At 45.0% G+C, this 20471-nt stretch carries 16 protein-coding genes; 2 read left to right on the top strand and 14 right to left on the bottom strand.

What is annotated here, in order from left to right; all coding sequences use genetic code 11:
* Nucleotides 1–76: 76 nt before the first annotated feature.
* On the bottom strand, nucleotides 77–445 hold the full coding sequence (locus CSV70_RS00350; RefSeq protein WP_085132691.1) for a response regulator: 369 nt from the start codon (nucleotides 443–445) through the stop codon (nucleotides 77–79).
* Nucleotides 446–677: 232 nt separating this feature from the next.
* On the opposite strand from CSV70_RS00350, the gene CSV70_RS00345 reads away from it, so the two are divergent.
* Nucleotides 678–1205, top strand: a complete 528-nt coding sequence (locus CSV70_RS00345) for a DUF2529 family protein (protein WP_099661039.1) — start codon at nucleotides 678–680, stop codon at nucleotides 1203–1205.
* Between the two features lie 567 nt (nucleotides 1206–1772).
* On the opposite strand, the gene CSV70_RS00340 is transcribed toward CSV70_RS00345, so the two are convergent.
* The 9 genes from CSV70_RS00340 to CSV70_RS00295 all read right to left on the bottom strand — a co-directional run bounded on the left by CSV70_RS00340 (nucleotide 1773) and on the right by CSV70_RS00295 (nucleotide 16237).
* Complete coding sequence (locus CSV70_RS00340; protein WP_085132689.1) at nucleotides 1773–3374, bottom strand: CTP synthase; 1602 nt, start codon at nucleotides 3372–3374, stop codon at nucleotides 1773–1775.
* A 169-nt stretch (nucleotides 3375–3543) separates the two neighbouring features.
* Nucleotides 3544–4110 carry a DNA-directed RNA polymerase subunit delta gene (gene rpoE / locus CSV70_RS00335; protein WP_099661040.1) on the bottom strand — a complete coding sequence of 189 codons (567 nt, stop codon included), beginning with the start codon at nucleotides 4108–4110 and terminating at the stop codon, nucleotides 3544–3546.
* 999 nt (nucleotides 4111–5109) lie between these two features.
* Nucleotides 5110–8367, bottom strand: a complete 3258-nt coding sequence (icmF, locus tag CSV70_RS00325) for a fused isobutyryl-CoA mutase/GTPase IcmF (RefSeq protein WP_085132687.1) — start codon at nucleotides 8365–8367, stop codon at nucleotides 5110–5112.
* A 68-nt stretch (nucleotides 8368–8435) separates the two neighbouring features.
* A complete protein-coding gene (locus CSV70_RS00320) occupies nucleotides 8436–9053 on the bottom strand; it encodes a TetR/AcrR family transcriptional regulator (RefSeq protein WP_099661042.1) in 618 nt (205 codons plus the stop codon).
* 16 nt (nucleotides 9054–9069) lie between these two features.
* On the bottom strand, nucleotides 9070–10209 hold the full coding sequence (locus CSV70_RS00315; protein WP_099627783.1) for an acyl-CoA dehydrogenase: 1140 nt from the start codon (nucleotides 10207–10209) through the stop codon (nucleotides 9070–9072).
* 381 nt (nucleotides 10210–10590) lie between these two features.
* Nucleotides 10591–11727 carry an acyl-CoA dehydrogenase gene (locus CSV70_RS00310; RefSeq protein ID WP_099661043.1) on the bottom strand — a complete coding sequence of 379 codons (1137 nt, stop codon included), beginning with the start codon at nucleotides 11725–11727 and terminating at the stop codon, nucleotides 10591–10593.
* A 32-nt stretch (nucleotides 11728–11759) separates the two neighbouring features.
* The gene (locus CSV70_RS00305) at nucleotides 11760–12611 is read right to left on the bottom strand and encodes a 3-hydroxybutyryl-CoA dehydrogenase (protein ID WP_085132683.1); all 852 of its coding nucleotides are present in this window, start codon (nucleotides 12609–12611) and stop codon (nucleotides 11760–11762) included.
* Nucleotides 12612–12626: 15 nt separating this feature from the next.
* Nucleotides 12627–13817, bottom strand: a complete 1191-nt coding sequence (locus CSV70_RS00300) for an acetyl-CoA C-acetyltransferase (RefSeq protein ID WP_099661044.1) — start codon at nucleotides 13815–13817, stop codon at nucleotides 12627–12629.
* Between the two features lie 158 nt (nucleotides 13818–13975).
* Complete coding sequence (locus CSV70_RS00295) at nucleotides 13976–16237, bottom strand: (Fe-S)-binding protein (RefSeq protein WP_099661045.1); 2262 nt, start codon at nucleotides 16235–16237, stop codon at nucleotides 13976–13978.
* A 417-nt stretch (nucleotides 16238–16654) separates the two neighbouring features.
* Between CSV70_RS00295 and CSV70_RS00290 the strand changes: the two genes are divergently transcribed.
* Complete coding sequence (locus tag CSV70_RS00290; protein WP_099661046.1) at nucleotides 16655–17854, top strand: iron-containing alcohol dehydrogenase; 1200 nt, start codon at nucleotides 16655–16657, stop codon at nucleotides 17852–17854.
* Between the two features lie 368 nt (nucleotides 17855–18222).
* On the opposite strand, the gene CSV70_RS00285 is transcribed toward CSV70_RS00290, so the two are convergent.
* Genes CSV70_RS00285 through cobS form a run of 4 tightly spaced genes read right to left on the bottom strand, consistent with a single transcriptional unit; the run spans nucleotide 18223 to nucleotide 20459 of the window.
* A complete protein-coding gene (locus CSV70_RS00285) occupies nucleotides 18223–18804 on the bottom strand; it encodes a cob(I)yrinic acid a,c-diamide adenosyltransferase (protein ID WP_085132680.1) in 582 nt (193 codons plus the stop codon).
* 1 nt (nucleotide 18805) lies between these two features.
* The gene (locus CSV70_RS00280) at nucleotides 18806–19189 is read right to left on the bottom strand and encodes a bifunctional adenosylcobinamide kinase/adenosylcobinamide-phosphate guanylyltransferase (RefSeq protein WP_099661047.1); all 384 of its coding nucleotides are present in this window, start codon (nucleotides 19187–19189) and stop codon (nucleotides 18806–18808) included.
* Nucleotides 19141–19734, bottom strand: coding sequence for a histidine phosphatase family protein (locus CSV70_RS00275; RefSeq protein WP_099661048.1), 594 nt, complete (start codon nucleotides 19732–19734; stop codon nucleotides 19141–19143). Before CSV70_RS00275 ends, CSV70_RS00280 begins: the two co-directional genes overlap by 49 nt.
* Nucleotides 19695–20459 carry an adenosylcobinamide-GDP ribazoletransferase gene (gene cobS, locus CSV70_RS00270; protein WP_099661049.1) on the bottom strand — a complete coding sequence of 255 codons (765 nt, stop codon included), beginning with the start codon at nucleotides 20457–20459 and terminating at the stop codon, nucleotides 19695–19697. Before cobS ends, CSV70_RS00275 begins: the two co-directional genes overlap by 40 nt.
* Between the last annotated feature and the right edge of the window lie 12 nt (nucleotides 20460–20471).

Below are 20471 nucleotides of genomic sequence, written 5' to 3'. Positions count from 1 at the left end.
CCCACGAATTTTATGTGTTTTTATTATATTAATTTCTATCCACTAGCATATCAAATTCATACGCTGATTACTACTATCAGCCGTCTAGTGATTCCAACCTTTTTAAGACACTATCACGCACTTCGAATATATCAAACGGCTTGGTAAAGTGCTGATCAATACCAAGTTTGTTGGCATCTTCTAGTAATTCAATTTCACTGTACGCCGTCATCATCATGACAATTGCGTCAGGTGAGAGGGTTCGGATTTCTCGTAGTACTTCGACCCCATTCATACCGGGCATCTTCATATCAAGTAAAATACAATCTGGATTTTGTTTCTGAACTATTTCTAACGCTTCTTTCCCATTTGATGCAAGCGCTGTCATTATTCCTGTTGGTTTGAAGATTTCCTCCAGTAATAATCGAATCCCTGGTTGGTCATCCACAATTAATAAATGCTTCATCCAAATTTCCCCCATCCCGATCACCTTATTTTACATATTTGATCTAACTCCATCGGTTTAATCCTATTATTATTATAAGTATATAGTGATTCCCGATTTATAGAAATTCACTAATGCTTCTATTTGTATATGTCTTACTATTCAAGAAATTTCTAAAAACTCCTCTATTTTTCGTCAACTATTTTGCACTTCTTTCTTTTCTCACTTATACTGAGCTTTTGGAGGGATTTTCATGAAAATATTGACTACACAAATTAGGGGTCTACTGGAAAGAATAGCAGAAGGACAAGAAGAGTCAATGGAAGAAACTGCTCGTTTATTGGCGCAAGCGGTAGTAGGCGAAGGACGAATCGTCTTGGCAGCTTTTGATGAATTGGCGGCTGTTACTGCAACTGCACTAGATGGTGTCGAACCGTTGGATGGAGCTATTCGCTATACAAAAGAGTTAGAGCTGACGACGGCGGATCGCGTATGGTTACTTGTGCGAAAGACAGATCGCCCAGAGGCGCTTGAGCTAGCACGGAAGCTTGCAGATCAATTCATCCCGTTTGCTGTGTTGGCTGCCGATAAGGATGATGACGATAATGAACTCGCTTCTCTTGCCTACACGTATATTTCGACAGGTTTGAAAAAAGGATTGATTCCAGGTCCTACGGGCGAAAGAATCGTACAACCCCACGCGCTTGCTGCGTTGTTTGTGTATGAGGCGGTAAAGCTGTCGATTGATGATATGTTGGCGGATGAAGAAGACGGGCTTTAATCTGGGATAGGCTGGCAGTGGTGTTAGGGTGGGGATTTGCGCTACGGAGGGGACGCGTGTCTTATGGGTGGGCGGTGAACCACACCCCTTCGCTGCGCTTTTACTCGCAAAAGCCGTCCTTCGTTACGGCTCTCGCTCCAATTCCTTGCAATGTGAATGGGTGATACTTATCAGGGTCCATTGAAGTTCCGATTGTAATTACTTTTTCTGTTGGACTTTTATTTGAACTTGAACTGAACTAAGTTTAGAGCTAAAGAATATTTGCATACTACTTCCAGTAAGTCGTCTACATCCATCCACTACAAAAGTAGGATTGTAGCGGAAGATGGGGGCGACTCTGGGAGGATCAGCGCGAGTTCAAGACCCCGGACAGATGCCTTAATTTCTGCAAAGTACACAGAAATACGGCAAAGCGAACCCTTCGCTGTTCACTTGGCTTGGGCCGCGCCCTCCAGAACGCGTCCCCATCTGGAGCGGAAATCCCATGCACTCACTCCACTTTCTTATCTCTAGTCATATATAAAGTCAAAAATGCCCACAGAAGAAAATCTTCTGTGGGCATTTTTTTTAGTTTTTATGCTCAAGCGCCGCGCGGATAAAATCGCGGATCAGTGGTGATGGACGATTTGGACGGGAAGCAAATTCTGGGTGGAACTGGCAAGCGACGAAGTATGGATGATCTTTCATCTCCATAATTTCGATCAAGCGACCGTCCGGACTAATTCCAGAAACGATGAACCCTGCCTCTTCCAATTGCGCGCGGTATGCCAAGTTCATTTCATAACGGTGGCGATGACGCTCGTACACTAACTCTTCGCCATATGCAGCAGAAGCCTTCGTGTTTTCGGCTACTTTACATGGATAAGCACCTAAGCGCAATGTACTGTCTGCTTCGCGTGCTGTACGGCAATCCGGATGGAATGTCGTAATCTGGTGCTCCGTCTCTGTGTCGAACTCAAGTGAATGAGCTGTTTTCAGACCGATGACGTTACGTGCGATTTCAGTAGCTGCTAACTGTAGACCTAAACTGATACCAAAGAATGGAATCTTCTGTTCACGTGCATACGTGATCGCTTCAATTTTACCATCGATTGCACGATCTCCGAAGCCACCTGGCACCAGAATACCATCTACGTCACCAAGAAGTTCCGCAACGTTTTCAGAAGTCAGATCCGCCGAGTTGATCCACTTAATATCGATGTCTGCATCGAACGCGTATCCAGCGTGACGCATCGCTTCTACTGCTGAAATGTATGCATCTTGTAATTCTACATACTTCCCAACTAAACCGATTGTTACTTTTTCTTTTAGTGACTTAACCAATCTCACTAAGTCTTCCACTTCCGAAAGTTCAGGCTGTGGTGTTTCAAGACCCAAGTAATCGACGACTAGCTGATCCATGTTTTGCTCATGCAAACGAAGAGGTACTTCATATAGAGTTTCCGCATCAAGTGCTTCGATCACTTCTTCTGGCTTGATATTACAGAATAATGCGATCTTGTCTTTCATTTCTTGCGGTACTGGATATTCGCTTCGCACAACGATCATATTCGGCTGAATTCCAAGACTACGCAATTCCTTCACACTATGCTGTGTCGGCTTCGTTTTCATTTCCCCAGCTGCATGCAAATATGGAATGAGCGTGTTATGAATGTACATGACGTCATCTTTCGCAAGGTCCGTTTTCAATTGGCGAATAGCTTCAAGGTATGGCAATGATTCGATATCCCCTACGCTTCCCCCAATTTCCGTAATAACAACATCCGCGTTCAATGTTTGGCCCGCACGTTTGATCAATTCTTTAATTTCATTGGTAATATGAGGGATTACTTGAACTGTTGCTCCGTTGTATTCGCCAGCGCGTTCTTTGCGCAATACTAGATCATACACTTTCCCCATCGTTACGTTGGAGTAACGGTTACATTCGATGTCGATAAAACGCTCGTAGTGACCGATGTCCAGATCCGTTTCCGCTCCGTCTTCTGTTACGAAAACTTCCCCGTGCTGGTACGGGCTCATCATGCGTGGATCAATATTGATATATGGATCGAATTTTTGGTTCGTTACTTTCAAACCGCGATTCTTGAGTAAACGTCCGAGTGATGCCGCGTTAATACCTTTACCTAAAGAAGAGACGACGCCGCCTGTAATGAAAATATATTTTGTCATGTGTAGTGCCTCCATTTATTCTTTTTCCAAGCTATTAGGGTCGATATACAATCAAAAAAGCGCCCCGTTTGTAGCGTAACTACAATTAGGAGCGCGTATACACGAATTTATGTGTCCTTTTCAGGAGCCCATCCAAATCTTATATTTTTGGGCACTAAAAGTCAAGAAATTATTTCTCTTCCTCGTACTCTTCTTCTTCTTCCTCTTCATCTTCATCTTCTTCATCGATATCGAGTTCTACTTCAGGAATAACTTCCAGGTCGTCGTCAGGATCGATTAAATCTTCATCGATTTCGACTACTTCCTCTTCTTCCTCTTCTTCGTCGTCTGCGTCATCTTCTTCGCCAAGTTCAACGTATTCCTCATCGAAGATTTCTTCTTCGTCATCATCTTCATCTTCGATATCATCTTCGTCATAATCTTTTTTCTTCTTTTTCTTCTTGCGCACTTTTACGACAGGTGCAGTTTCTTCTTCGATCTGATCCACTGGATACCATTCGCGTAAGCCCCAACGGCTGTCTTGGATCGCAAGGAATCTACCATCGATGTTTAGGTCTGTATAAAATTGAAGCATTTTCGCTTTCAATTCTTTCTCGGTTATACCTGTAAGTTTACGGAACTCTTCCATCAATTCCGCCAACGTAAGGGATTCACGTCGCTCTGTCAGTACTTGGTGCGTAATGTTGATTAACGATTCTTCCAAAAGTTCTTCTTTTGTCATGTCATGGATATTCAATGTATGGCACGTCCTTTCTTCTATCAATCACACGCTGAACCGACCAAGTCAGTTAATGATTTGGTCGATCGACGTTTTTTGTCCTGTAGCATATAAGCATAGTGTACATTATATACGTTATTTCTACCAATATGCTACATTCTTTTACTTCTCTTTATATTTCTATACTCCGTAATGGTCAAATACCCCAGGTAGACCGCCGTAAAGGTAAAAGGGATTACGCCGAGTCCGCTGCTGTAGAAGATGAGTGTAAGTGTAGTTAAAAGAGCTATTATAATTGCATGATAGTACCATCTCACATTCAGCACGTCCCTTTTGTTTGTTGTTCTTATTATACTGACTAACTTACTAAATTATCCACTTTGACGAGGAATGAATTTTATACAACGCGTTGGGTTTCATAGGATACATAAAATAAAGTGGCTGGAATTAGTGTTCAGTAAGGGATTTGCGCTTCGGAGGGGACGCTTTCCTGAGCGTCCGCGGTGAGCCAACCAGTCGCAAGCTCCCTTGGTTGTCTCACCTGTCGAACTGATCCTCCAGGAGTCGCCCCTCCTACGCGCCAATCCCTTGCAATGAGAGTCTCTGCTACTAATTTCCACCCACTATAACCAGTTTCAAAATCTATTCTGCACTTGACCTTAAATAAGACCAGAAACAAAAGTATTTCACATTCCATATCTAGTTAGTATTCTGTGTCCTCCCACTCCCTTCGTAAGGATTGAAACGGAAGCTGGGGCGACTCCGGGAGGATCAGCGTGCGCCTTGAGATCCCGGACAGATGCCTTAATTTCTGCAAAGCACACAGAAATACGGCAAAGCGAACCCTTCGCTGTTCACTTGGCTTAAGCCACGCCCTCCGGAACGCGTCCCCAGCTGGAGTTGCAATCCCATGCATTTAGCCCATGCACCTACACTCTGACTTTGACTTTAATCCCATATAAAAAAAAGGATGCCGCCAGAAGTTATGGCTTCTGTGACATCCCCTCTTGAGATGCGTTACATATTACGGCGGTACTGCCCGCCTACTTCATAAAGTGCGTTAGTAATTTGTCCAAGGCTGGCTACTCGCACAGTCTTCATCAACTCAGCGAATACATTGCCTCCTGTAATCGCCACTTCCTGAAGATCAGCAAGCGCTTGGTCTGCTTCGTCAGCATGCTGGGCTTGGAAAGCGCGCAAGTTGGTAATTTGGGACTCTTTTTCTTGTTGTGTCGCACGGGCCAACTCCATATTATCGATATCTTCCTCAGATGGCGGATTCGGATTCAAGTACGTATTGACGCCGATGATCGGTAACTCTCCTGAGTGTTTTTTCATTTCATAATACATCGACTCTTCCTGAATCTTGCCGCGCTGGTACTGTGTCTCCATAGAGCCAAGTACACCACCCCGGTCGTTCAGTCGATCGAATTCTTGTAATACCGCTTCTTCCACGAGACTTGTCATTTCTTCAATAATGTAAGCCCCTTGAAGCGGATTTTCGTTTTTCGACAAGCCGTGTTCTTTCATGATGATCATCTGAATTGCCATCGCACGACGAACAGATTCTTCTGTCGGTGTCGTAATGGCTTCGTCGTATGCATTCGTGTGGAGCGAGTTACAGTTATCTTGCAACGCCATCAATGCTTGTAACGTGGTGCGGATGTCGTTGAAATCAATTTCTTGAGCATGCAAACTACGGCCAGACGTTTGAATATGGTATTTCAACTTTTGACTGCGTTCATTCGCTCCGTATTTGTCACGCATCGTAATCGCCCAAATGCGACGCGCCACGCGACCGATTACCGTATACTCGGGATCCAGGCCGTTCGAGAAGAAGAACGACAGGTTCGGTGCAAAGTCGTCAATATGCATGCCACGGCTCAAGTAATATTCCACATATGTGAAGCCGTTTGCCAGTGTGAACGCTAGCTGGGAAATCGGATTCGAACCTGCTTCTGCGATATGATAGCCCGAAATCGATACAGAATAGTAATTACGAACTTTTTTATCGATGAAATATTGTTGGATATCGCCCATTAGACGCAATGCAAATTCTGTAGAGAAGATACATGTATTTTGCCCTTGGTCTTCTTTCAAAATATCCGCTTGTACTGTTCCACGAACTGTTTGGAATGTCATTTCACGTACTTCAGTGAACTCTGCGACAGTAAGTGTCCGTCCAAGTTCTTCTTCTTTTTTACGTACTTGCTGATCGATTGCGGCGTTCATGAACATTGCTAAAATAATTGGCGCCGGTCCATTGATTGTCATGGAAACAGACGTCATAGGCGAACAAAGATCAAAGCCGTCATAGAGCTTTTTCATATCTTCAAGTGTACAAATGCTCACGCCTGATTCGCCAACTTTTCCGTAGATATCAGGACGCTCATCGGGATCTTCTCCGTATAATGTTACAGAGTCAAACGCTGTGGATAAACGTTTTGCGTCGTCGTCTTTTGAGACATAATGGAAACGACGATTCGTACGTTCAGGTGTTCCTTCCCCAGCGAACTGACGGCGCGGATCTTCGCCTTCACGTTTGAATGGAAAGACGCCTCCAGTGTATGGGAATGAACCAGGAACGTTCTCACTGTATACAAAGCGTAGAATTTCACCATAATCTTTGTATTGTGGCAATACTACTTTCGGCACCTTCAAGCCAGATAGACTCACAGTATTAAGCGTCGTACGGATTTCTTTGTCGCGTATTTTCACGACATATTCATCCTGCTCATAAGACTCTTTCAAAGGCCCCCAGTTTTTCAAAGCACGCTTCGATTCGCTTGTTAATTGCTCTTCGACGCCTTCTTTCAAGCTATTCAATGAATCTAGTAACGCTTCATTGGAATCTGCTTCTTTCACCGCTTCCATCGCACCTTCAAGTTGGAATACGCGACGTGCCAGCTCTGCTTGCTGTTTGGATTTCGCATGGTAGTTACGGATTGTTGAGGCGATTTCACGCAAGTAGTGGCTACGGTCAGGCGGAATAATGACGGTTTGCTTTTGATTCGTCACGAAGTCTGTGTAACTTGTCGTCCAATCAGAATCCGTTGCATTGTTGAGTTTTTCAACAAGCGCTGCAAAAAGTGTGTTGGTGCCTTTATCGTTAAACTGGCTTGCAATCGTGCCATATACAGGCATCGTGTCAAGATCATGATCAAATAGCAAATGGCTACGTTGATATTGTTTGCGTACTTGAATCAATGCATCTTCCGAACCTTTTCGCTCAAATTTATTGATAACAATTAAGTCAGCAAAATCGATCATATCGATTTTCTCTAACTGTGTCGGCGCTCCAAATTCACTCGTCATCACGTACATCGAAACGTCGGATACATCCGTAATGCGTGCATCTCCTTGCCCAATTCCGCTCGTCTCTACAATTATCAAGTCATAGCCAGCCGCTTTTGTGATATCAAGGACATCATGGATAGCCGTTGTTAACTCTGAACGTGATCCACGTGTTGCCAGACTACGCATGTAGACACGGTTATTAAAGATTGCATTCATACGAATCCGGTCGCCAAGTAAAGCACCGCCCGTTTTTTGCTTCGTTGGATCTACAGAAAGGATTGCCACTCTTTTGTCAGGGAACTCACGCAAGAAACGACGAATTAATTCATCCGTCAATGAACTTTTACCTGCACCACCCGTACCTGTGATCCCTAGTACTGGCGTTTGTTTAGACATGGCGCGTGCGCGATCGAGTAATTGCTTCGTCGCTTCATCTTTGTTCAAATGGTTTTCTTCTACGTACGTGATTAAATTCGCTAGGATACCTGGCGTTTCTGCTGTCAGTTGTTCCAGGTTAGCCTCTTCGCTTTCGGGAGTCGTGGAGAAATCCGATAGTTCCATGATTTTATTGATCATACCTTGTAGACCTAGTTTCCGACCGTCTTCCGGTGAAAAGATCCATTCGATACCGTATTCATGCAACTCTTTGATTTCTTTCGGGATGATGACTCCTCCACCACCACCGAATATTTTAATATGGGAAGCGCCTCTTTCCTTCAACAAGTCATGCATGTATTTGAAATACTCCACATGACCGCCTTGGTAGGAAGACATAGCGATTCCTTGTACATCTTCTTGAATGGCAGCGTTTACAACTTCCTCAACAGATCGATTATGTCCGAGATGAATAACTTCCGCTCCGGTTGCCTGTAATATTCTGCGCATGATGTTGATCGATGCATCATGCCCGTCGAATAAACTAGATGCCGTCACGAAACGAATATGGTGTTTCGGTTTATAGATTTCCTCAGTTACCATTTGCCTTCCACCTTCCGTACATGCTGACCACCGCCACGAATATCTCCATGGCGGAATCCGCAAGTTATTTATTTCTCTAAACCTTTGATAATTTGATCAGTTTGTATCTCAATGTAGCGTTGTAAAGTATATTCTCTGCGCAGTGCCCATCTTCTGAATGACCACATTTGGCCCGAAACGAGGATATGATGCGCGATCAATGATACTTCATCCGGTCCGATGCGTAGATTCCCAGCTTCCATGCACTTCCGTATGATCGTCTCAAATTGCTCGACCATTTCTAGTTCTTTAGTAAGTACATACCGAAGCGCTTCGCTCGGTAACGATTTCGACTCTTGGTACATGACGAGAAACTCATCCGACATTTGATCGATGACTTCGTAATACCGTGCAATCGCCACACGTAGCCCTTCTACCGTGTTGTCATTATTATCGTGCTCAGATAAACGAACATTGACTTCATTATAAATATTGTCACAGACAAGATACAGAACATCTTCTTTTGTCCGAATATATTCGTATAATGTGCCAATACTGAAGCCCGCTTCTTTGGCGATTTCACGTGTAGTCGTTCGGTGAAATCCTTTGTCGATAAATAATTTCACAGCGCCCCGACTAATTTGTGCGCGTCGCTTCTGAATAAGTTCTTCATCTTTGACGGTAGATTTCACTTCATGTTTCGGCATTGCATTAGACCTCCTGTTATTTCGTCAGCATACGAGAAATGACGAGACGTTGAATTTCTTGAGTACCTTCATAAATTTGCGTGATTTTTGCGTCACGCATATAGCGCTCCACTGGATAATCTTTTGTATAACCGTAGCCACCGAATACTTGAACGGCTTCTGTTGTGACTTTCATTGCTGTGTCACCAGCCATTAGTTTCGCCATGGCAGACGCTTTACCGTATGGCAAGTCGTTAGATTCGAGCCATGCAGCCTGGTATGTCAACAGACGAGATGCTTCGATCGCTGTCGCCATATCTGCTAATTTAAAACTAATGCCTTGGTTGGCCACGATCGGCTTGCCGAATTGTGTACGTTCTTTCGAGTAATCGACAGCAGCGTCAAGTGCGCCTTGTGCAATACCCACTGCTTGAGCAGCAATTCCGTTACGTCCGCCATCGAGCGTTTTCATTGCGATAATGAATCCGTCCCCTTCTTCTCCAAGAAGGTTTTCTTTTGGCACGCGACAGTTATCTAATACGACTTCTGTTGTCGGCGAAGAACGTATTCCCATTTTCTTTTCTTTCTTACCTACAGAGAATCCTTCAAAAGTGCTTTCTACAATGAATGCGCTTGTTCCTTTATGTTTGGATTCCGGATCAGTTACAGCAAACACGATATATGTGTCAGCAATCCCGCCATTTGTAATGAAGATTTTCGAGCCATTTAGCACGTAGTCGTCACCGTCAAGCTTCGCTGTAGTTTTCATGCCGCCTGCGTCTGATCCTGAACCTGCTTCTGTCAGGCAGTATGCCCCCATCTTCGTACCTTCCGCAAGTGGACGTAAGTATTTTTGTTTCTGTTCTTCGTTACCGTATTTGAATAGTGGCCATCCTGCTAGAGACGTGTGTGCAGACAAGACGACACCTGTAGATGCGCAAACACGAGATAGTTCTTCTACTGCAATGACGTAGGCTAGGTAGTCGCTACCGATGCCGCCGTATTCTTCCGGCCATGGAATGCCTGTAAGTCCAAGTTCGGCCATCTTGTGGAAGATGTCCATGTCGAAAGTTTCGTCTTCATCTCGTTGTGCTGCAGTTGGTGCTACTTCTTTTTGTGCAAAGTCCCGTACCATTTTTCTAATCATTTCGTGTTCTTCTGATAATTTAAAGTCCATTGTTCTCCCACCCTTTTGTTTGATTAATGAAAGTTTCATTGGAAATAGTAACGCTTGATGTTAGTTTGTGGTTTGGGGATTGGAGCTACAGAAGGGGACGCTTTCCGGGGGCGCAATCTTGAGCCAAGCGAACAGCGAAGGGTTCGCTTTGCCGTATTTCTGCGTACTTTGCAGAAATTAAGGCATCTGTCTGGGGTCTCAAGATCACGCTAATCCCCAGGAGTCGCCCCTTCTTCCGCTCCAATCCCTAATTTTATACTGGTGAAGCAAAAGAACGTCATTGAAAATAGTAAGTTGCGGTGGTTGCCATGGCGTAGTTTGTGCTGACAGTGCCAAAGTGTGGCTGAACCGCGCATTGCACTCCCCTAAGCGCTTCTAACGTTAGTTTGTTAGATGTTTGGCGATGACTACTTTTTGAATTTCGCTTGTGCCTTCGTAGATTTGGCATACTTTCGCGTCGCGGAAGTAACGTTCTACTGGATAATCCTTCGTGTAGCCATAGCCGCCGAATACTTGGACGGCTTCTATGGAGTTATCTACGGAGGCTTGGGATGCAAATAGTTTGGCCATGGACGCTTCTTTGCCGCATGGTTTACCCTCTGAACGTAGCCAAGCTGCGCGGTAGACTAGTAGTCGAGCCGCTTCTGTTGCGGTGGCCATGTCGGCTAGTTTGAAGCCTATGCCTTGATTGGCTGCGATGGGTTTGCCGAATTGCTCGCGTTCTTTTGCATAGGCAACGGCAGCTTCTAGTGAGGCTTCTGCTATGCCTAACGCTTGAGCGGCGATGCCGATTCGACCGACGTCAAGATTGGCCATGGCGATTTTGAAGCCGCCTTCTTCTTCACCCAGTCTATTTTCCACAGGTACTTTCATATTGTCGAAGCTAAGCGCGACGGTTCGCGAGCCGTTTAGACCCATTTTCTTTTCATCTTTGCCTATAGATAATCCCGGTGTATCCCGGTCAACAATGAATGCGGTAATGCCATACGTTCCTTTTTCAGGAGCGGTGTTAGCAAAGACGATGTAGACGTCCGCTTCCCCACCGTTTGTGATGAACATTTTCGAGCCATTGATTATGTAATGGTCGTCGACTCGCTTCGCTTTCGTTTTCAATGAACCTGCGTCTGATCCGGACGATGCTTCTGTCAGGCAAAATGCACCCAAGTATTCACCGGATGCCATTTTTGGCAAGTAGCGATTCTTTTGTTCTTCCGTACCAAAGTAGAGGATCGGATTCATTCCAACAGAAGTATGAACAGACAACACGACTCCCATGACGGCGCTGACTTTTGATAGTTCGTGAATTGCGATGATATATGACAAGAAGTCCATTTCTGAACCTCCATACTGTTCAGGTGCTGTAATTCCCATCAATCCGAGCTCACCCATTTTTTCTAGTAGTTCACGTGGAAATTCCCCATCTTCCATCCGTGGAATCCAAGGTTCGATCTCGTTTTTTGCGAAATCACGAACCATTTGGCGCATCATTAGTTGTTCTTCTGTTAATGTAAAGTCCATCCTTTTCACCTCTTGCTTTCAACTTAATTCATTTATTCGTATGAATAGAAACCGCGCCCTGTTTTTTTGCCGTGCCAACCTGCTTTGACGTATTTACGTAGCAATGGGCATGGACGATATTTCGAGTCGCCGAATCCTTCATACAATGTTTCCATAATGTAGAGGCATGTGTCGAGTCCAATGAAATCTGCCAGTTGCAGTGGCCCCATCGGATGATTCATCCCCATTTTCATAACATCGTCAATCGCTTCTTTCGTTGCGACACCTTCGTATAATGTGAAGATCGCTTCGTTGATCATCGGCATCAACACACGGTTTGCGACAAAGCCTGGTGCATCGTTTACTTCAACAGGTGTTTTGTTGAGCTTTTTCGTCATCTCTTCAACTGCTTCGTAGACATCATCATCTGTTGCAAGTCCTCGGATGACTTCGACAAGCTGCATGACTGGTACTGGATTCATGAAGTGCATACCAATTACTTTTCCTGGACGTTTTGTAGCCGCACCGATTTCCGTGATGGGCAATGAAGATGTGTTCGTCGCTAAAATAGTATGTTCCGGTGTGATCTCATCTAGCTCTGCGAAGATCTTTGTTTTGATTGCCATATTTTCAACTGCCGCTTCGATGACGATGTCGGCATCTTTTGCATTTTGCATATCTAGTGATTTTGTGAAACGACCGAGGACGGCTTCTTTCTCTTCCTCAGTCATACGGCCTTTTTCCACGTTGCGCGTTAAGTTTTTCGTGATGACTTTAAAACCTCGGTCATATGCTTCTTCATTGAGATCATGAAGAGTTACTTGATAGCCCGCCTGTGCGCAGACTTGAGCAATTCCTCCGCCCATTTGTCCTGCGCCAATTACAAATACTTTTTCAATTGTCATCTGGAATGCCCCCGCTCAGTTAGTTTTGGGTACTTCAATCATGATCGCATCGCCTTGGCCGCCACCTGAACAGATTGCTGCGATACCGATTCCACCACCGCGACGTTTTAGTTCATTCGCCAATGTAAGTACAACACGCGCTCCACTTGCACCGATTGGGTGACCTAGTGCGACTGCGCCACCATTGACGTTCACTTTTTCTTCGTCCAGTCCAGCAATTTGTGAGCTTGCGAGCGCAACGACTGCGAATGCTTCATTGATTTCGTATAAATCAATGTCGTCTGCTGTTTTCCCTGTTTTCTCAAGTAATGCCTTAATGACGTGACCTGGTGTTTCTGGGAAACGTTCCGGTTCGATGGCTACTTCCGCGTGACCTAGAATAACAGCAAGCGGTTCTTTGCCTTGCTTTTTCGCTTCGTCTTCATTCATTAACACTACAGCACATGCACCGTCGTTAATGCCGGGTGCGTTTCCAGCTGTGACACTACCGTCTTTACCGAACGCTGGGCGTAGTTTCGCCAATGCTTCAAGTGAACTGCCTCTACGTGGGCCTTCATCTTCTGTCACAACGATTGGATCACCTTTCCGTTGAGGAATGCTAACTCCAACGATCTCCTCTGCGAACACTCCTTTTTCCATCGCTTCCAGTGCGCGTTCATGACTACGTAATGACCATTTGTCCTGCGTTTCACGGCTTACTGAGAAGTCGTTTGCTGTCCTGTTTCCGTATGTGCCCATGTGAACATTGCCTTCGGAGAATGAACACGTCAATCCATCATAAATCATGCCATCTACCAATGTGCTATCGCCCATTTTCAAACCTGAACGGACATTTGCATAATAGGGTGCATTGGTCATCGATTCCATACCGCCTGCGACAATTGTTGTCTCATCACCAAGACGAATTAGCTGGTCAGCAAGTGTGATACTGCGCATTCCGGAAGCGCATACTTTATTGATCGTTTCCGTTTTGACGCCATATGGAATGCCACCTTTGACAGCTGCTTGACGTGAAGGAATCTGCCCTTGCCCTGCTTGTAAAACAGTCCCCATAATCACTTCATCCACTTGATCGCCTTGTACGCCAGCACGGGCCAATGCTTCTTTGATCGCAATGCCCCCTAGATCGCTTGCTGTTTGTGATTGCAATGCACCGCTTAATTTTCCAAATGGTGTTCTAGCACCTTGTAAAATAACTGTTCTCATTTTCCCATTCCCCCTAGTTTATATGCTGACTGAACGCTCGCTCGATACATGACTACTAAATAAGAGGGTGCATAGCCCCTCTTATTGTTTAGTTCATTCAATTGTTAGCGTTTTAGATAACTTAATTGTACGGTATTGACACGATATTCGCAATAATTTTAATTCCTTTTTCCATCGCCGATTTTCGATGTTTCATCCCCTGTTTCAACCGTTACAGCTAACTCAGGCTCCGAAATCAATTCCTTCGATTCTACTACTTCTTCCACAACTACTATTTCTTCTACCACTTCTTCTTCAGGCTCAGTGATTGTTTGGAATTCTCCAAAGATCGACCGTTCCAATAGTTCAGCAATATCATATGTGCCGACTTGTTCTTCGACTTCAACCGCTTTCGTTCCGTCAGACAACATGGTCAAACAATACGGACAGCCAGATGAAATGATTCCTGGGCTAACTTCAAGCGCTTGCTCAGTACGAGCTACGTTGACGCGCTGGCCTGTATCTTCTTCCATCCACATCATACCGCCACCTGCTCCACAACACATACCTTCTTCACGGCTACGTTCCATTTCTACTAACTGAACGCCTGGAATCGCTTTTAGAATTTCTCTCGGCTGATCATAGACGTCGTTATAGCGACCTAAGTAACAAGAGTCGTGGAATGTGATGACTTCATCGATTGCATATTTCGGTACTAGCTTGCCTGCCATGACCAGTTCATGAAGCAACTCGGTATGGTGTTTAACGATGACTTGCAGACCGAAATCTGGATATTCATTTTTGAAGATATTGTAAGCGTGCGGATCGATCGTCACAATTTTCGATACGTTCGCTTTTTCGAATTCCGCGATATTCGCTGTTGCGAGCTCTTGGAATAAGAATTCATTTCCGAGACGACGTGGTGTGTCTCCGGAGTTCTTCTCTTTGTTACCGAGAATCGCAAAGCTTACCCCTGCTTCATTCAATAAATGTGCGAAAGATAGAGCGATTTTCTGTGAGCGGTTATCAAACGCACCCATAGAACCAACCCATAGTAAGTATTCGAAGTCTTCTCCTGCTTTCTTTGCTTCCTTCACCGTTGGGATGTGCAAGTCTGGACGTGCGTCTCTCCAGTTTTCTTTCTCTTTACGGTTAAGTCCCCATGGATTACCTTGGCGTTCAATGTTTGTCATCGCGCGCTGTGCATCCGCATCCATCTTTCCTTCCGTCATCACCAGATAACGGCGAAGATCGATAATCTTATCTACGTGTTCATTCATTACCGGACACTGGTCTTCACAGTTACGGCACGTCGTACATGCCCAAATCTCTTCTTCTGTAATGACGTCGCCGATTAATGAAGGACTATATAGTTCATCAATTGTCATTCCATCTGCCGTAGCAGCGAGTGCCAATTGATTTCCTTGTGAGTTTTTAAACATTAGTTGAGGTACCCACGGTTGTTGTTTCGTCATGACTGCACCGGTGTTTGTTAGGTGGTCGCGGAGCTTGGTGATCAAGTCCATTGGTGACAGCATTTTACCTGTACCCGTTGCCGGACACATATTCGTACAGCGTCCACATTCTACACATGCATAGAAATCGATCATTTGCGCTTGTGTGAAATCCGTGATCTTGCCAACACCAAGTGGCGGCATTTCGTCCTCGTCTTCAATTTCTTCAAGTGCTTCAAAATCGATTGGCTTCAAACGTCCCGCATGATCTAAGCGGTGGAAATACACGTTTGCTGGACCTGCGATCAAGTGTGCGTGCTTAGATTGTGGTACATACACTAGGAACGTCAGCAATGTCAGTAAGTGTACCCACCAGCCGACAAAGAATATCGCTACGGCCACGCTTGTCGGAACACCGCTAAATACTGTTGCGATGATCGATGCCATTGGCTCTGTCCATGTAGTGCCTTCATTATGCCAAATCATATTCGCGCCGTTAGCAACAAGTGTAGAAATCATAAGTAGTCCAATAAATATCAGAACTAGACCCGATTTCCAGCCGCGTTTCAGACGCACTAGTTTCTCCATATAACGACGATAGAACGCCCATACGACCGCTACTAGGATAACGAATACGACGATTTCCTGGAAGAATGTAAATGCCGGATACAATGGGCCGAGTGGCAGATGTGATCCGGGCTTTAATCCTTTCCAGATCAGATCAATTGCCCCGAATTGTACGAGTAGGAAACCATAGAAGAACATGACGTGAATGGCCCCACTCTTTTTATCTTTCAGTAGTTTCTTTTGTCCGAATACGTATACCCAAATTTTCTTCAGACGCGCTTTGACGTCATTGTCGAACTCTTCTTTTCTCCCCAGTCGGATGAATTCGTAGCGAGTTTTTAATAAGTATAGGAATAGACCAAAGCCGTATACGACGACTGCTACAAATAATATCCAGTTTGCGATGAGTAATATATTCATCTCTTATTCCCCTTCCATTTCTTCTACTTGAGATTCCCTTTGAGAAACCGCTTTCAATTATATTCTATGTATAGTGTAATAATGAATGATCATTCAGTCAACTGTTTTTATAAGTTTATTTTTTATTTTCTCACTATGGTTGAAAGGTCTTTTTGTCAAGTACTTTTTTATTTATTAACATTATTCTATCATCTAAGCCCGCCCTTATAGGCTTTATTCTACATTACTTTAATTTACAAATTTACCTAGGGGCTAGAATTTCCAAATTAGAGAAAATCTATGCTCTATACAACTAGTATAACATTACTATCAAACTAATAGGAATATTCTTTTTCATTGTAACTCAATATAGCAAATTTAACCACTTCATGCTAACGTTTTCATAATGTGTTGCTAACAATAGAAAGGGGTTTTGTTATGAAGCGAGTGTATGCACGATTATTTCAAAGAGGGCTCAAAGTGGGAATGAACTTTTTACCTTGGCGAGAGCCTGAGTTACTAGTTGGACCTGGTAGTGTGGAAGGCCTTGCGGGGAAAGTGAAAAGTCTTGGACTGGATAATGTTTTCATTATTACAGATCGCAACATCGCCAAACTCGGCTTACTAGACGTCATGCTACTCGGTCTCGATTCACTCGGTATCAAATACTTGGTATATGACCAAACTGTCGCAAATCCTACAATAGTCAACATTGAAGAAGCACGAGGTTTGTACGTAGCGAATGAATGTCAAGCATTAATTGCGTTCGGTGGCGGTTCTCCGATTGATTGTGCAAAAGCAGTAGGTGCAAGAATTGCGAGGCCCGAGAAACAAATTCCCGAATTGAAAGGCTTATTCCACGTGCGCAAGCGAATCCCCACGTTGTTCACGGTACCTACGACAGCGGGAAGCGGAAGTGAAGCGACTCTCGCTGCGGTAGTGACAAATAGTGAGACGCATGAGAAGTATGCGATCAATGACACGTCACTGATCCCTCATTATGCTGTACTCGATCCATTGTTGACGATGAAGTTGCCGCCAGCGATTACCGCAGCTACCGGAATGGACGCCTTAACTCATGCAGTCGAAGCATATATTGGCAACAGTAATACGAAAGACACGTGGAATGATAGCCGGGCAGTAGTACAACTCGTGTTCACGAATTTATACGAAGCCTATCGCAATGGAGATAATTTGACCGCGCGAACGAATATGCAACGAGCTTCTTATTTGGCCGGTAAAGCATTTACTCGAGCATATGTCGGCAATATCCATGCAATTGCACACACGCTCAGCGGATTTTACAACGTACCACACGGATTAGCAAATGCGATTATTTTGCCACACGTACTTGAGTATTACGGCAAAACTGTATACACTCCCCTTTCCGAGTTGGCTGATTTAATTGGCGTTACAAATCATTCGGATACGAAGCGAATGAAAGCTGAGAAGTTCATTGAGGCCATTCGAGCGTTGAATCATGCGATGAATATTCCGGAGCGAATGGATGGGATTATGGTAGAAGATATTCCACTAATGGTTAAACGCGCCTCAGCGGAAGCGAACCCGTTGTATCCTGTGCCGAAGATTTTGCGTAAGAAAGAGTTTATGGAACTGTATGATGTGATTCGGGTTTGAAGTGATTGTGTGGATTGAGCGGTTTGGCGTTGTGATTGAGCGGATGCGGGGACGGATTGAGCGGTTTTGCGTTGACATTGAGCGGATGACGGGACGGATTGAGCGCTTAGGCGTTGACATTGAGCGGAGACCGGGACGGATTGAGCGCTTTGGCGTCGACATTGAGCGGATGACGGGGCGGATAGAGCGCTTAGGCGTCGACATTGAGCGGATGCGGGGATTGATAGAGCGGTTTTGCATCGACATTGAGCGCTTAGACACCAACATTGAGCGGATACCGGAACGGATTGAGCGGATACCCCGACTGATTGAGCGCGCCATAAAAAACAGGGACTCTGGAATTATCAGGGGTCCCTGTTTACGTATGATCACTTATCCTTTTTCACATTCGTGCGGAATACTTTTGCGCTACGGACATATTCATTGTCTGAAATGCCGAGTCGAGCGTTCACGATGCGTGCCGCCACGAATAGGTAATCTGACAGACGGTTCAAATAGCGCCCCACGACGGGTGATACGTCGTCTGCTGCGTTCATCAATGTGACGGTCACCCGTTCTGCGCGGCGTGTGACCGTGCGCGCGATGTGTAATGTCGCAGCCGCTGGTGAGCCGCCAGGGAGAATGAAGCGCTCTAGTTCGGGCGCTTCTTCCATTAGCTTATCGATTCGGTTTTCTAGAACAGTGATAGGTTCTTCGTCGAGCTTGTAATGACGCTCTTTCATGACGTTTGCTAAGTCTCCACCACCGTCGAATAATTCATTTTGGATCGTTTCAAGATCAGTCAGGATATCCGCAAACTTCTCCCCGTCTAGTTCCGTCATTGCTTTACCGATGAATGAATTTAGTTCATCGATCGTGCCATATGCTTCGACACGCAAATCGTCTTTTGCGACGCGTCCACCAATTAAACTTGTCGTACCTTTATCGCCAGTCTTTGTGTAGATTTTCATTTCACTTCACTCCTTTAATTGTTTGAGGAATACCATACCAGATTCTTGTAACAGTTGTCGCTTCTGCAAATAATTGCTGATACAAACGGCCACATCGATCGCGGAGTTCGCGTTGCTGTGCATCAATTGGCACAATGCCCCGCCCGATTTCCGTTAAAATGAAGACGGTGTTCGGGTCGCTGATTTCTCGCACGGCATTGCTTGCTTCTCTTTCTGTTATGTCTGTAGTCTTTAGCCACTCATGCAAATCCGAAATGATGAGTGATTCACCGGGTTTAGCGGTTGCTGTTGTATCCATTGTACAGAAACAAGCTGCCGTATCGCCAATCCAACGTCTCACATAATCCGTTTTGCCGTTATAGGCACCTCCGATAAAGACGTGCATGGCTTCCCCTCCTTGAATTCTTTCTCGCTAGCCCATTCGAGTTGCCAAATGGATCCGTTCGTTACGTTCCATTCCCAAAACGAACGATGGTTTTGTGTGAATGTATCGAGCACTACGCGAATCACGCCGCCATGCGTCACGACGACCGCTTCATTCGGCAACTCAGCTAATGCATCCAACACGCGTGACTTTACTTGTTGCAATGTTTCCCCATTGCGCGGTGGGATGTTCCATGAATCGTCTAGCCAGTTGCGATAGTCGGGGTCATTTTTCAACTGATCATACGTCTGTTCTTCAAAATCCCCGAAATGACATTCCCGCCAGCGTAGATCAGCTGCAAATTCTGCTTGTGGAAAATAAATGGTCGCGGTTTGACGGGTTCTGATCAAATCACTTCCAATTACCTGTTGGACAGCTACTGGTAATTCAATGGCCTCGCCTTCTAGTGACACTAATCCGCTATCCGTCCATCCACAATAAACTCGCTGTTCATTGGCAATCGTCTTTAAATGCCGAACGAGAAATATACGATAAGGACGAGCCATAAGAGCACCTCCATTCCTTCAATGAATGCTCCGCATAGATCCCCTGTGACGCCTCCGAAATGTTTGATCGTCCAGCGATGATAAAGCCAGATCGACAAGCATATGACGAGTAGCATAATGGGGAGTAATAAAATGGAGCGCAATTGAATAGTTAGCAGAATAATCGTCACGATAGTAATGGTGCTCGACGCAACTAGCATCCGTCCGCTTAGGAATTGTTGTTTAAAAAAGTACGCAATGCCGCTTGTCTTTGCGGTTTTCGTTAGTGTGTAATACGCTACTAAAGCGGCACGAGAGAGAACCGGCACCGCAACAAGCAATGCCCAACCGTTTACAAGCTGTAGAATTTCCATGAATAAACCGATTTTCAAGCAAAGTAAAACGAGTAACGACAATGTGCCAAATGCGCCGAGCCGCGGGTCATCCATGATGGTCAGACGTTTTTTACGATCTTGATAGGAAAAGAATGCATCGCCGAGATCCGCAAAACCGTCTACATGCAAACCGCCAGTCGCAATGAGACCTGCTAGCAAAATCAGTACCGCCGAAAGGAAACTATTGAAATCACTCGTAATATACGCAACGCCTGCTAGTAGTAAACCGATTGCTCCACCGACGAACGGCAACGCGATGTACATACCGGACACTTCTTTTTTCCCAAGCGGCAATTCTTTATGGACAGGTAGCGACGTGAAAAATTGGAGCGCTAATAAAATGCTATTCATCTTCCCGCTCCT

The sequence above is a fragment of the Sporosarcina sp. P25 genome, assembly GCF_002743235.1.
Taxonomy (GTDB): Bacteria; Bacillota; Bacilli; order Bacillales_A; family Planococcaceae; genus Sporosarcina; species Sporosarcina ureae_B.
Note: the sequence above shows the minus strand (reverse complement) of the source record. Positions and strands in the feature narration are given on the sequence as shown.

Excerpts from the sequence above, each read along its gene's own strand:
- CSV70_RS00350 (WP_085132691.1), bottom strand. The coding sequence starts at position 445 with ATGAAGCATTTATTAATTGTGGATGACCAACCAGGGATTCGATTATTA.
- CSV70_RS00345 (WP_099661039.1), top strand. The coding sequence starts at position 678 with ATGAAAATATTGACTACACAAATTAGGGGTCTACTGGAAAGAATAGCA.
- CSV70_RS00340 (WP_085132689.1), bottom strand. The coding sequence starts at position 3,374 with ATGACAAAATATATTTTCATTACAGGCGGCGTCGTCTCTTCTTTAGGT.
- icmF (WP_085132687.1), bottom strand. The coding sequence starts at position 8,367 with ATGGTAACTGAGGAAATCTATAAACCGAAACACCATATTCGTTTCGTG.
- CSV70_RS00320 (WP_099661042.1), bottom strand. The coding sequence starts at position 9,053 with ATGCCGAAACATGAAGTGAAATCTACCGTCAAAGATGAAGAACTTATT.
- CSV70_RS00315 (WP_099627783.1), bottom strand. The coding sequence starts at position 10,209 with ATGGACTTTAAATTATCAGAAGAACACGAAATGATTAGAAAAATGGTA.
- CSV70_RS00310 (WP_099661043.1), bottom strand. The coding sequence starts at position 11,727 with ATGGACTTTACATTAACAGAAGAACAACTAATGATGCGCCAAATGGTT.
- CSV70_RS00305 (WP_085132683.1), bottom strand. The coding sequence starts at position 12,611 with ATGACAATTGAAAAAGTATTTGTAATTGGCGCAGGACAAATGGGCGGA.
- CSV70_RS00300 (WP_099661044.1), bottom strand. The coding sequence starts at position 13,817 with ATGAGAACAGTTATTTTACAAGGTGCTAGAACACCATTTGGAAAATTA.
- CSV70_RS00295 (WP_099661045.1), bottom strand. The coding sequence starts at position 16,237 with ATGAATATATTACTCATCGCAAACTGGATATTATTTGTAGCAGTCGTC.
- CSV70_RS00290 (WP_099661046.1), top strand. The coding sequence starts at position 16,655 with ATGAAGCGAGTGTATGCACGATTATTTCAAAGAGGGCTCAAAGTGGGA.
- CSV70_RS00285 (WP_085132680.1), bottom strand. The coding sequence starts at position 18,804 with ATGAAAATCTACACAAAGACTGGCGATAAAGGTACGACAAGTTTAATT.
- CSV70_RS00280 (WP_099661047.1), bottom strand. The coding sequence starts at position 19,189 with ATGCACGTCTTTATCGGAGGTGCCTATAACGGCAAAACGGATTATGTG.
- CSV70_RS00275 (WP_099661048.1), bottom strand. The coding sequence starts at position 19,734 with ATGGCTCGTCCTTATCGTATATTTCTCGTTCGGCATTTAAAGACGATT.
- cobS (WP_099661049.1), bottom strand. The coding sequence starts at position 20,459 with ATGAATAGCATTTTATTAGCGCTCCAATTTTTCACGTCGCTACCTGTC.